Here is a 12,348-nt window from a genome sequence, read left to right as displayed (position 1 = left end):
TAATGAAAGTAGGCATATATATGCAAAAGTTTATTGAATACAAACAAATCTTACAACAAAAAAAACTGTGGGAGCCACTCACGTATTTATTTTTTGGTGGTTTGACCACCGTAGTCAATATTGTCGTCTATCTTATTTTTCGTGAAGGGTTTGGTTTTTATTATCAGACAGCGAATGTGATTTCTTGGATCGCTTCTGTTTTATTCGCTTACTTTACAAATAAGTTATGGGTCTTTGAAGCAAAAACAAAAACGAAGCAAGAGTCTTGGGCGGCATTTGGAAAGTTCATTTTTTTTCGCGTTTTATCATTAGGCTTGGACATGCTCTGTATGTATTTCTTTATCTCAGTTTTAGCTACCGGCGATCTTGTTGCCAAGCTGGTCACCCAAGTCGTTGTTGTTTTGGCAAATTATGTGTTTAGTAAATTTTTGATTTTCAATACGAAAAAAAGTGAGAAAAAGTAAGCATATTTTTTGAACAAAGTCTGATAGTCTGATAATGTTACTTATGTAAACATTATCATTGAGGAGGATTTTTTTTATGACTTACACATTACCAGATTTACCTTACGCATACGATGCATTGGAACCATATATTGATGAAGAAACGATGCATTTGCATCATGATAAACACCACAACACTTATGTAACAAACTTAAATGCAGCGATTGAAAAACATCCTGAATTAGGTGAAAAAACAGTTGAAGAATTATTAGCAGACTTTTCTTCTGTACCTGAAGATATTCAAACAGCGGTTCGCAACAATGGCGGCGGCCATGCTAACCACACATTCTTCTGGGAAATCTTAGGCCCAAATGCCGGTGGCGAACCTACTGGGGCAATCAAAGAGGCAATTGAAGAAACTTTTGGCAGCTTTGAAGACTTTAAAGAAGAATTTAAAACTGCTGCAACTGGACGTTTTGGTTCAGGTTGGGCATGGTTAGTCGTTAAAGACGGTAAACTAGCAATCACTTCAACCGCGAATCAAGATTCACCATTGATGGATGGTCAAACACCTGTATTAGGTTTAGATGTTTGGGAACATGCGTATTACTTGAAATACAAAAATGTTCGTCCAGATTACATCAATGCTTTCTGGAGTGTTGTTAACTGGGACAAAGTAAACGAATATTTCGCAAAAGCTTAAACAAACTATTAGGAAGAAGCCTGACTAAGGGCTTCTTTTTTGTTGATGGAAAGAAATTTCGTTATTGCTAACGCTTACATATTCCGCTATAATGAAATCGACGGAATCGTCGGATTATAATTATTGGAGGCTTTACACACTATGGAACATGGGAAAGTAAAATGGTTCAACAACGAAAAAGGGTTTGGTTTTATTACAGTTGACGGTGGAGATGATGTATTTGTTCACTTCTCTGCCATTCAAGGAGATGGTTTTAAATCGCTTGAAGAAGGACAAGAAGTTGAATTTACGATCGTTGAAGGTGCCCGCGGACCGCAGGCAGCGGAAGTAACCAAAGTCTAAATCAGAACAAAAAAGCTGAGTAACCTCTCAGCTTTTTTAATTTGCTATTTCCTGCCATTTTTGGTATCTTCAATACATTAAAGACTAGAAAACGAAGAGGTACAAGAATGAAACGAGTAATTACTTATGGAACATTTGACTTGTTACACTATGGACATATTAATCTTTTACGTCGTGCAAAAGAGCAAGGCGATTATTTAATCGTGGCACTATCAACGGATGAATTTAATTGGAATGAAAAACAAAAAAAATGCTACTTTTCCTATGAGAAAAGAAAGCAATTATTAGAAGCGATTCGTTATGTTGATTTAGTTATTCCCGAGAAAGAATGGGCACAAAAAGTTTCTGATGTCAAAGAGTATCATGTTGATACCTTTGTTATGGGAGATGATTGGGCAGGAAAATTTGATTTTATTCAAGAAGAAACCGATGCTGAAGTGATTTATCTAGCGAGGACGCCAGAAATATCAACCACTCAAATTAAAAAAGAGTTGAAACTAAATAATTGAACAATTCTAATAGAAAAAGCATCTTTTACAGATGTTTTTTTTATTGAAACCAACTCCAAGAACTTAAGAATTTATTACTAGTTTTTCATTGATTATTTGTTCAGAACTCAAAATATGGTATGATGTTTTGTGAGTTGACTTGATCAATTAGAAATTCTATGAGAATGGATGAAGAAAGTGGAAAAAGAAATCAAAGTCCGTGCAACTTTAGTGACGAAAGAATACGACTTATATAAAAAGAAAGCTGATAAAGTAAAAGCGCTATTCAAGTTCTATCATCGCAATGTTCCCCGATTTTGGGCATTAAAAGGAGTCAGCTTCGATGTGAAAGCTGGTGAATCAGTGGGGATAATTGGGATCAATGGCTCTGGAAAATCAACTTTATCGAACGTAATCAGTGGCATCATTCCACCGACATCCGGTACGATGGAAGTAAATGGTGATACCTCAATCATCGCAATCGGTGCCGGGTTAAAATATCAGCTGACAGGGTTAGAAAATATTCGGCTTAAAGCATTGATGTCTGGAATGACTAATAAAGAAATTGATGAAAAAATGCCTGAGATCGTAGCCTTTGCTGATTTAGGTGACTTTATCAATCAACCCGTTAAAAGCTATTCCAGTGGGATGAAATCACGATTAGGCTTTGCTATTGCGGTTCATAATGATCCAGATATTTTAGTCATTGATGAGGCGTTATCTGTCGGAGACGAAACGTTTTATCAAAAATGTGTGGATAAGATCATGGAATTTAAAGAAGCAGGAAAAACGATCTTTTTTGTTAGTCATGCTTTAGGACAGGTAGAAAAACTTTGTGACCGAACGATTTGGATGCACTATGGTGATTTACGGATGTTTGGTCCTACTGAAGAAGTAATGTCTGAATACCGCAAATTTATCGATTGGTTCAAAAAACAACCAAAGAAAGAGCAAAAAGCCTATCAAGATAACTATAAAGAAGAACAAAAAGCATTTAACTTGGACAAACTAGCAGAAAAAAGCCGTGAAGATCATTTTTTGCAACAACAAAATCTTTCCGACCAAATGATTCAAAAAAACTTGAAGCGCACGCCATTAGGAGAAAAAATGAGCTGGCCGACAAAAGGGATCTTAGGTTTGGTCGTAGTCGCAACGATATTCTGTTCGCTGGTTTCTTTTAGTGGGCGTTCGATTACTTACGCAATTAAAAATCCTGTTGAAACGATTAGTCAAGTTTTCAAATAAAGAAGATGTTTCTTTGTTTAGTTCAAATAGAAAAGGAAGAAGTTTGTGAAAGAGATTGCTGCAGTTATAAAAGAACAATTTAAACATGCGGGAATTATATTCCGGATGTCTCGATACGAAGATAAGGCTACTTATCAGAGCCATTATTTGGGATTAGCTTGGCAAATATTAAACCCTGCGATTCAAATCGGTATTTATTATTTAGTTTTCGGATTAGGAGTGAACGGGAATAGAAAAGTTGATGGCGTTCCTTTTATTATTTGGATGCTGATTGGGATCACGGCATGGTTTTATATTAATGCATCTGTGTTAGGTGCCTCCAACAGTATTCATCGACAAGTAGGAATGGTAGCGAAAATGAAGTTCCCAGTAAGCATTTTACCATCGATCAATATTATAAGTAATCTGTCATCGTACATCCCTATGGTGGCAATAGTGATAGGTTCGTTATTCATAGCGGGTGTAACACCAAGCATCTATTGGTTACAATTTATTTATTACTTTTTTGCGATGGTCATCTTCTTATTTGCATTTGGCCTTTTGAATGCAACCATAACGGTACTGATTCGTGACTATCACATTTTTCTGCAGTCTGTTTTGAGATTATTATTTTATGTTTCTGGTCCAATATGGGATATTAATAATCGAAACATGCCTGTTTGGTTGATTAAAATCCTTCGCTTAAACCCATTTTACTATTTAATCGAAGGATTTCGGGATGCTTTCCTTTCTCGAGCATGGGTTTGGGAAAAAACGACCTACACACTTATATTCTGGTGTCTAACTTTGATGCTTCTTATTTTAGGAAGCCATTTGCATATGAAGTTCCGTGCTCGTTTTGTTGATTACATTTAAAAATGATGTTTTGACGTGTGCTCTCTAACTTAGAGAGCGCACTTTATTTGTGTGTAATTTTTTCTTTATTTCAAATAAGTTACGGAAGCGTTACGGATGAAAGTTATTCTTGATAGCGGTTGCTGAACGTTGTATTTTGTGGGAAAATTTACTCGATAAGTGATTTTTTATTGGCGAGGTGCAGGATGCGGAGTTATCAAAAAGTAATAGTCAGTATTTTAGTCGTGTTAGTAGTTGGAATCATTGGGTTAACGATTTATGGCATGCAGATCTATCAAGAGACGAATGCTACATTCAACCAAATCTCAAAGTCTGTTGATCGTAAAACAGACAAACGAGAAACAGCGATCAGCATTGAAGAGCGCGATCCATTTTCCATTCTGTTAATGGGGATTGATACAGGGGCGTTGGGACGAACCGAGCAAGGCCGTTCAGATAGCATGATGGTGGTAACGGTCAATCCTGAGAAAAAGCAGTCAACGATCGTTAGTCTTGACCGTGATATCTATACGCAAATCGTTGGCTTTAATACGATCGATAAGTTGAATCATGCCTATGCTTTCGGTGGTGAAGCGATGGCAATGGATTCAGTTGAAAATCTTTTAGACATTCCTATCGACCATTATGTGACGATCAATATGCAAGGGATGCGGGATTTGATTGATGCAGTAGGTGGTATCGAAGTGACAAATACCATCGATTTTACGTTAGAAGGTGTCCATGTCCCTAAAGGACAAATCACTTTAGATGGGAAAACAGGCTTGGCCTACGCAAGAATGCGTAAACAAGATCCAGAGGGAGATATAGGACGACAAAGAAGGCAAAGAGAAGTGGTGACGAAAATCCTTCAAAAAGTCATGAGCTTGGAGGGAATAGGAAATTACCGCAACATCCTTAAAGCGGTTGAAAAAAATTCGAAGACGGATCTTACCTGGAATGAGATGATGGATATCGGCACGAATTACATGCCTGCTTTTACGACCATCGAGCAAGAGCAGCTACAAGGGGAAGGACAACTGATTGGTGGGGTATATTATCAGCTATTAGGCACGAATCAGTTGTTGCATACGCAAAATTTGTTAAAGGAGCAGTTGCAACTTCCGACGAACGAGGGGTTGACCCATGGCGATGAATATACTAACGGATCGCCTAATTATCAGTTATACGACGACAGTTTGACCTTCTCAGAAGAAAATTCAACAACTGGGGAGTAGCTAGTTTCTTTAGAAGCCTAAAAAGCAGGGTGACCGAAAGTCCTCCTGCTTTTAGTTTTCCACAATAACATCAATCAATTTCTTGTTTCACGAAATCAACAAATGAAAAAACATAAGAAAGCTTAAAAAAACAATTTTTTCATGAAAGAGTGAAAATGAAACATTCTATCTGTGAAACATTCAGGCAGATATCGTTGAGTTTTTATAGTTTTTTCTAAGGATTAATGGATATTTTTTGTTTTTTCTGTTTCAGATCGAATTTTTTGGTAAAATAGGACAGTAGTCATTATAGATTGGAAGGATAGATGAGATGAAGAATTTGAAAGATAAAGTTGTCCAAGGGATACGTAAGGGGCCAGAAGAACCAAAGGCCAAATCGTATCGCAAATCTCATGTTCCATTTCGATTGAACTTTTTGTTTTTTATTATATTTGCTTTGTTTGTATCATTGATTGTCCAATTAGGCTATCTACAGATCGTCAATGGCGAAAATATTGAGCAGCAATTGAAAGCTTCATCTGTAGTGGAAGTAAAAGGAAGTGCCCCTCGGGGGATGATTTACGATGCTTCTGGGAAAGCTTTAGTGGAAAATCAAGCCAATGCAGCAATCACTTTTACCCGGGGAAACAAAATGACCGCTCAAGATCTTTTAGAAACAGCCAAAAAATTGAGCGAGTTGATCGAAATGCCAGTCGACAAAAACTTGTCTGATCGAGATCTTAAGGACTTTTGGTTGGCAGATGAAGACAATCTTGAAAAAGCAACTGAACGATTGAGTGATGAAGAGCGTTCTTTAGGTACTTCTGAACAATATACGGCAACCGTTGAGAAAGTGACTGAAGAAGAAATCAACTTCTCCGATGCCGAATTAGAAGCAGCCACGATTTTCAAGCGGATGAACAGCGCACAATCCTTGAGTACGGTCTTTATAAAGACGTCGGATGTGTCTGACCAAGAATTGGCAGTTGTTGCTGAAAACATGGTCGATTTACCAGGAATCTCCACCGGGACCGATTGGACACGAAAGATCGTTGAAGGAAGTTCTCTGGCTAGTTTGATCGGAACGGTGACTAGTGAAGAACAAGGAATACCTGAAGAAGTTCTAGACGAATTCTTAGAAAAAGGTTACGCACGTAATGATCGCGTTGGCCGTAGTTATTTGGAACAACAATATGAAGAAGTTTTACAAGGAACAAAATCCATCTCTGAAATATCGCTTGACAACAACAACAATATTGAAAGTCAAAAAGAAACCTTTGCAGGTGCAAAGGGGGATAATCTGGTTTTAACACTCGATGCTGAATTTCAAGCGAAAGTTGACAAGATTTTGCAAGACAATTTTCAAAAACTGATTGATTCTGGTGCTGCAGAGTATTCCCCAGGGGTATACGCAGTGGCGTTAAATCCGAAAACCGGCGGTGTCCTTTCCATGTCCGGGTATCATCATGACACGGGATCAAATGAAATGCAGGAAAATGCCATTGGTACCTTTATTAATTCCTTTGTACCAGGGTCCGTCGTCAAAGCAGGGACCTTGGCTGCCGGTTGGGAAAATGGCGTCTTAAACGGCAACGAAGTGCTGCTGGATCAACCAATCAGAATCGGCTCCGATGTAAAAGCTTCTATTTTCAACCCAACTGGGGCAAATAATCGCAATCTTTCTGCAGAGCAGTCGTTAGAAGTTTCTTCTAACTCCTATATGATGCAAGTCGCTTTACGTTTGATGGGCATCAATTATCAGTCAGGCATCTCGATTCCAACAGTGGATCGTCAAGGGGATGTCTACGAAAAACTCCGTTCCTCTTTTGCCTCTTTTGGTATGGGAACTGAAACAGGGATCGATTTACCAGGAGAAGCAACTGGTATCAGCACATCCATTGAGAACATGGACCCTGTCAGTGATGGCGGAAAGATCCTCGACTTGGCATTCGGCCAGTTTGATACTTATACGACACTGCAACTGGCACAATATGCAGCAACTGTTGCGAATGGTGGCAAAAGATTGCAGCCTCACATCGTTGACGGAATCTACGACAATGATGAAACAGGCGGACTAGGTTCGCTGATTGAGGACATCGAACCAACGGTATTGAACGAGGTTGGTTTATCAGATGCGCAAATGCAAATTATCCAAAATGGCTTTTACGATGCGGTTCACGGAACGGATGCTTGGGCAACTGCCAAAGGCTTGGCTTCTGCGAAAATGGAAGTCTCTGCCAAAACAGGTACTGCCGAAACACCCATCGTGGATAGTAATGGCAATACCATCAGCTTAGTTAACTTAAACATCGTTGCCTACGGTCCAAGCAGTGATGCGGATATTGCGATTGCGATCGTGATGCCTCAATTAAAAGGAGACACCGATACGCATCCTAATATTCAAATCGCGAAAGAGATCATGGATGCTTATTACGACTTGTATATGAAATAAACAAAAATCGCAGTGAAAGCTGCGGTTTTTTTAGTTTATAAGAATGCGGATAGAAAACCATCTTTTAGTGAGAAAGACTTGCTATTTTTGAATGATTGGCTTAGAATACTAGCGGTCAAGAGATAATTTTGATTTATACGATAAATAAAAAGATAAATTGATAATAAAAGGGGCCCAAAGCACAATCATGAACAAGGAATGTTTAAGCAAACAAGAACTGATGAAACAGTTGGGACAATTTACACCAGCTGAAAAAAAAGAGATTCGTGAGTACTTGCAACGGAAAAATCCATTGCTTTTTCGTAAATTTGAGCGAATGAAACACGATCTTTACCGCTTGGAATCACGGCGTGTCCAATGCGAAATTGAAAATAACGAAAAGGAGTTAGGTCTTCTAAACGATAAGATCCTTTTGAAAAAAGAAGATTTTCTTGAGCTGTTATTAGCTATTCGAAAGAAAAGAGGGTAATGGATGGAATTTATTGAACTCGTCATTATCATTGCAATTCTCGTCACGTTATCAAATGTGGCGAGCAAAATATTACCCTCGGTACCGATCTTTTTTATTCAAATCATCTTAGGGATTTTACTAGGTTTAACAGAAATGGGACAGGAAATCGCTTTTGAACCAGAAATGTTTTTAGTAATGATCATTGGACCATTGCTGTTTCGTGAAGGAGAACGAGCAGATGTAGCTGAAATCCTCAAAAACAGCAAGATCGTGTTGTTTTTGGCTTTTGGCGGCGTTTTAATGACACTGTTTGCTGTCGGCGGAACGCTCCATTGGTTGATGCCCACGATTCCTCTGGCTGCTTGTTTCGCTTTTGGTGCTGCGTTAGGACCAACTGATGCAGTGGCAGTCTCCTCATTAGCAAAACGTTTGAAAATTTCCAAAAACATTATGCACATTCTGGAAGGCGAGGGCTTACTGAACGATGCTTCAGGGGTTACCGCATTGCAGTTTGCTATCGTAGCTTTGACCACCGGGAGCTTTTCAGCAGCCAACGCAGGGTTCCAGCTCCTATTCTCTAGTATCGGCGGCGGGCTTGTCGGTTACTTAATCGTGTGGCTGAAACGCCGAATTTTGCGCTTTATTGAAAAAATCTCGGCACAAGATGTCACAGTATACTTATTGATCGAACTGCTCTTGCCATTTGCTGCCTATTTGCTGGCCGAAATGATCGGGGTCTCAGGGATCATCGCAGCCGTTGTGGCAGGTGTAGCCCAAGCCCAAAGAAAACGACGGATTTCGTTGTTTGATGCAGAGCTGGCGAACATTTCAGAAAGTACTTGGTCGACCATTGTCTTTACATTGAATGCATTGGTGTTTCTTTTTCTAGGAATCGAGTTGTCACAAGTATTTTCACCAATCTGGGAGAGCAATAATTATGCAAACTGGCATCTAGTGATTACGATTTTGGTGATCACGGCGGTGATCTTCCTTGTTCGTTTTCTCTTTTTGTTGTTTTACTATTGGTTTTTACAGTCAAAAAAACAAGTATCAATGAATCAAGTCGCCCTGTTAACTTTTGGCGGAGTCAAGGGAACAGTCAGTTTGGCAGCCATCTTTATTTTGCCTGTGATGGTGCATGATGCACCTTTTCATGAAAGAGGCTTGCTTCTGTTTTTGACCGCTTGTGTGATCTTACTGACATTGATCATCAGCGTGATGGTCTTGCCATACTTGGCAGATGGGGAAGCTGCCGAAAGCGTCGACTTCAATCACTTGCTGATCTTAGAAGACGTCATCGAACAATTGGAAGCAGAAGAAAAGCAAGAACTCTCGGATAAAGGCCGTTTAGCGATCGATGCTGTCATCAATTCCTATGAAAATCGACGCTGGGAATTGTATCGCAATAGTTTAACTGATTCGGAAAAACAAGAAATCCAAGAAATTCAAGGATTGATCCTATCGATCGAACAAGACGGCTTGGATGAAGCTTATCGAAATGGGAAAGTCAGCTTAAATGGCTACCGTTTTTATTCACGGTTTATTTCTCAGCAACAGCATTCCCTCGCAAAACAAATTCTCTCATTCTTTAGTTTTTGGCTCTTTTTTATTCAGCGTTTTATCCGTATTTTGATTCATCCTCGCTTGTTTTTACAGCGACAGCAGCAGCTAAAAGCTGCCTTGAAGCAACGAGACATTTCTGAAGTACAAAAAATCTACTTAAAAAACAGTGAATATATTTTTCACAGTTTGAGTAATTTAGAAGATGTCTATGATTCCTCGCTGATCAATTTCTTTATTCGTCAACGAGAAATGAGCATCAAACGGTTTGAACACAGCAATTTCATTGAAACGATCATGATCGAGCAAGACCCGATTTTTGTTAAGAAAGTCCTTTGGGGCTATTACCTTGAGCGCAAAACGATCGATGAATATGAAGTGGCTGAGAAAATCTCAACGATTTCGGCAAATGAATACCGACGCAATGTCAATCTGTTAGAATCGTATGCGATGTCTCGAGCAGAAGAACAGCCGAAGCAGCGAATGTTTCGCCGATAATACGTCTCAAGAGGCGCACAACTTAAGGCACGTTTTATGGAGTGTCTTCGTCAGGTTATTCCTAAAAGATGATCAACATCGATGATCAGAAGGAGTAGACTGACGAAGGCATTCTTTTTTACAAAAATTGATTTTTTTCTCTCATCGTTTCCGCTGATGAAATGTGGTACAATGAGCGAAGAAAAAACTCAGGAGGGATTCTGTGAAAGAATTAAAAGTAAGTGAATTAACCAAAACATATGGTGAAAAAACACTGTTTGATCAGCTTTCTTTTCTGATACATGAAAAAGATCGAATCGGTTTGATCGGTGTCAATGGCACGGGTAAATCGAGTTTGTTACGGATCTTGGCCGGTTTGGATCGCGGAGATGGCGATCGCCAAACGGTATTTGCCGCCCAAGATTATCGCATCGGTTTCTTGACTCAAGACAATCAGTTACAAGAAGAATTATCTGTTGTAGATGCTGTTTTTCAAGGCACCAGTCCGCTGATTCGCGTTGTTCGTGACTATGAAAAAGCGCTGATTGCCTTAGAGAATAATGGCTTGGATCAACAAACGCAACGGAATTATCAGTTGGCAGAAGAAGCGATGAATAAAGCCGATGCTTGGAATACAGATACAACTGCCAAGATCATTTTACAAAAACTTGGGATCAATGAGTTAGAAAAAAAGGTCAGTGAGTTATCTGGAGGTCAAAAGAAACGAGTGGCTATGGCTCAAGTATTGATCGATGAACCAGACTTGTTGTTATTGGATGAACCGACTAACCACTTAGATTATGATGCGATCCAATGGTTGGAAGGCTATCTAAAAAATTATCGGGGTGCGTTACTGATGGTGACCCACGATCGCTACTTTTTGGATCGAGTCGTTAATCGGATCTTTGAATTGTCTTTTGGCAAGCTACATGAATATCAGGGCAATTACGAGACGTATCTTCATGCTCGAGCAGAAAGAGAACGTGTGGAGGAGACGCAAGAAGACAAGCGCAAGCAGTTGTACAAACATGAGTTGGCTTGGATTCGCACTGGAGCGAAGGCTCGTACAACGAAACAACAGGCACGGATCGATCGTTTCGATGATTTAAAAGAAAACCTACATCAAGTAAAACGAAACGGCGAAGTGGCCATTGATGTTGCTACGACACGCTTAGGCAAACAAGTCTTAGAGCTAAAAGATGCGAGTTATCAGATTGAAAACAAAACGATTTTGTCTCACTTTGATTTGTTGATTCAATCAAGAGAACGCTTAGGGATCACAGGAGAAAACGGTGCGGGCAAATCAACGTTGCTCAATATTTTAGCTGGTCGCCTGCCTTTAGAAGAAGGGGAGCGTACGATGGGCGTGACTGTGAAAATGGCTTATTATACGCAAACGATTGAAGCGATGAACCCTGATCAGCGAATGATTGCTTATTTGCAAGAAGCAGCCGAGGAAGTGCAAAAAGTGGATGGCTCCCAAGTCAGTGTCGCCGAAATGCTGGAACAGTTTTTATTTCCGCGATCCATGCATGGCACCAAGATCGGCAAGCTGTCTGGCGGGGAAAAACGACGACTATTTTTACTCAAGCTATTGATTGGACAGCCAAATGTTCTCTTGTTAGATGAACCGACTAACGATTTGGATATTGATACCTTGACGATTTTGGAAAGTTATTTGGAAACATTTCCAGGTGCAGTCATCACTGTTTCTCATGACCGCTACTTTTTAGATAAAGTTGCCCAAAAATTGCTGATCTTCGAAGGAAATGGCAGAATTACGTCCTACTTTGGTTCCATCAATGAATATCTAGCAGCCAATACCAATAAAGCTAGTTCGAGCGTACTAGAGCCAAAAGAAACAAAAACCGATTCACTTTCTGCTGAAAGTGAGGCGTCTGCTGCAGCGCCTGTCAAAAAGAAACTGAGTTATATGGAACAAAAAGAGTGGGCGACGATTGAAGATGATATCGCGGCATTAGAAGAAAAAGCAGCCGCTTTGACCGAAGAAATGAATCATCAAGGCGCGGACTTTACTAAGCTGCAAAAATTACAGCAAGAAATCAGCGAGGTTGAAACGCAACTGGCAGAAAAAATGGATCGTTGGGAATATTTGAGCGAATTTGTGTAGAGTAAAGG

At 39.6% G+C, this 12,348-nt stretch carries 11 protein-coding genes; all 11 read left to right on the top strand.

What is annotated here, in order from left to right; translation table 11 throughout:
- Positions 1–20: 20 nt before the first annotated feature.
- The 11 genes from ACTW1R_RS10720 (at position 21) to ACTW1R_RS10670 (ending at position 12,340) form a co-directional block, all read left to right on the top strand.
- Positions 21–464 (top strand): GtrA family protein, encoded by a 444-nt coding sequence (locus ACTW1R_RS10720; RefSeq protein ID WP_271814484.1) that lies wholly within the window; start codon positions 21–23, stop codon positions 462–464.
- A 76-nt stretch (positions 465–540) separates the two neighbouring features.
- On the top strand, positions 541–1,146 hold the full coding sequence (locus ACTW1R_RS10715; RefSeq protein ID WP_005229576.1) for a superoxide dismutase: 606 nt from the start codon (positions 541–543) through the stop codon (positions 1,144–1,146).
- 141 nt (positions 1,147–1,287) lie between these two features.
- Positions 1,288–1,488, top strand: a complete 201-nt coding sequence (locus ACTW1R_RS10710; protein WP_005229578.1) for a cold-shock protein — start codon at positions 1,288–1,290, stop codon at positions 1,486–1,488.
- 107 nt (positions 1,489–1,595) lie between these two features.
- Positions 1,596–1,997: a glycerol-3-phosphate cytidylyltransferase gene (gene tagD, locus ACTW1R_RS10705; protein WP_115232543.1), complete on the top strand. Its 402-nt coding sequence runs from the start codon at positions 1,596–1,598 to the stop codon at positions 1,995–1,997.
- A 168-nt stretch (positions 1,998–2,165) separates the two neighbouring features.
- Positions 2,166–3,221: an ABC transporter ATP-binding protein gene (locus ACTW1R_RS10700; protein WP_167822072.1), complete on the top strand. Its 1,056-nt coding sequence runs from the start codon at positions 2,166–2,168 to the stop codon at positions 3,219–3,221.
- Positions 3,222–3,266: 45 nt separating this feature from the next.
- The gene (locus ACTW1R_RS10695; protein ID WP_271814480.1) at positions 3,267–4,076 is read left to right on the top strand and encodes an ABC transporter permease; all 810 of its coding nucleotides are present in this window, start codon (positions 3,267–3,269) and stop codon (positions 4,074–4,076) included.
- A 185-nt stretch (positions 4,077–4,261) separates the two neighbouring features.
- Complete coding sequence (locus tag ACTW1R_RS10690; RefSeq protein ID WP_271814478.1) at positions 4,262–5,290, top strand: LCP family glycopolymer transferase; 1,029 nt, start codon at positions 4,262–4,264, stop codon at positions 5,288–5,290.
- Between the two features lie 310 nt (positions 5,291–5,600).
- On the top strand, positions 5,601–7,721 hold the full coding sequence (locus ACTW1R_RS10685; protein WP_128488699.1) for a peptidoglycan D,D-transpeptidase FtsI family protein: 2,121 nt from the start codon (positions 5,601–5,603) through the stop codon (positions 7,719–7,721).
- 187 nt (positions 7,722–7,908) lie between these two features.
- On the top strand, positions 7,909–8,190 hold the full coding sequence (locus tag ACTW1R_RS10680) for a hypothetical protein (protein ID WP_015510017.1): 282 nt from the start codon (positions 7,909–7,911) through the stop codon (positions 8,188–8,190).
- Between the two features lie 3 nt (positions 8,191–8,193).
- Positions 8,194–10,230: a cation:proton antiporter gene (locus ACTW1R_RS10675; RefSeq protein ID WP_271814476.1), complete on the top strand. Its 2,037-nt coding sequence runs from the start codon at positions 8,194–8,196 to the stop codon at positions 10,228–10,230.
- 202 nt (positions 10,231–10,432) lie between these two features.
- A complete protein-coding gene (locus tag ACTW1R_RS10670; RefSeq protein WP_010749377.1) occupies positions 10,433–12,340 on the top strand; it encodes an ABC-F family ATP-binding cassette domain-containing protein in 1,908 nt (635 codons plus the stop codon).
- Positions 12,341–12,348: the final 8 nt, after the last annotated feature.

The sequence above is a fragment of the Enterococcus sp. R12 genome (genome assembly GCF_058135755.1).
This window is presented reverse-complemented; position numbering and strand designations above follow the sequence as displayed.

What these genes read in the sequence shown, in the direction of transcription:
- ACTW1R_RS10720 (WP_271814484.1), top strand. Translation starts at nt 21, where the DNA reads ATGCAAAAGTTTATTGAATACAAACAAATCTTACAACAAAAAAAACTG.
- ACTW1R_RS10715 (WP_005229576.1), top strand. Translation starts at nt 541, where the DNA reads ATGACTTACACATTACCAGATTTACCTTACGCATACGATGCATTGGAA.
- ACTW1R_RS10710 (WP_005229578.1), top strand. Translation starts at nt 1,288, where the DNA reads ATGGAACATGGGAAAGTAAAATGGTTCAACAACGAAAAAGGGTTTGGT.
- tagD (WP_115232543.1), top strand. Translation starts at nt 1,596, where the DNA reads ATGAAACGAGTAATTACTTATGGAACATTTGACTTGTTACACTATGGA.
- ACTW1R_RS10700 (WP_167822072.1), top strand. Translation starts at nt 2,166, where the DNA reads ATGAAGAAAGTGGAAAAAGAAATCAAAGTCCGTGCAACTTTAGTGACG.
- ACTW1R_RS10690 (WP_271814478.1), top strand. Translation starts at nt 4,262, where the DNA reads ATGCGGAGTTATCAAAAAGTAATAGTCAGTATTTTAGTCGTGTTAGTA.
- ACTW1R_RS10685 (WP_128488699.1), top strand. Translation starts at nt 5,601, where the DNA reads ATGAAGAATTTGAAAGATAAAGTTGTCCAAGGGATACGTAAGGGGCCA.
- ACTW1R_RS10680 (WP_015510017.1), top strand. Translation starts at nt 7,909, where the DNA reads ATGAACAAGGAATGTTTAAGCAAACAAGAACTGATGAAACAGTTGGGA.
- ACTW1R_RS10675 (WP_271814476.1), top strand. Translation starts at nt 8,194, where the DNA reads ATGGAATTTATTGAACTCGTCATTATCATTGCAATTCTCGTCACGTTA.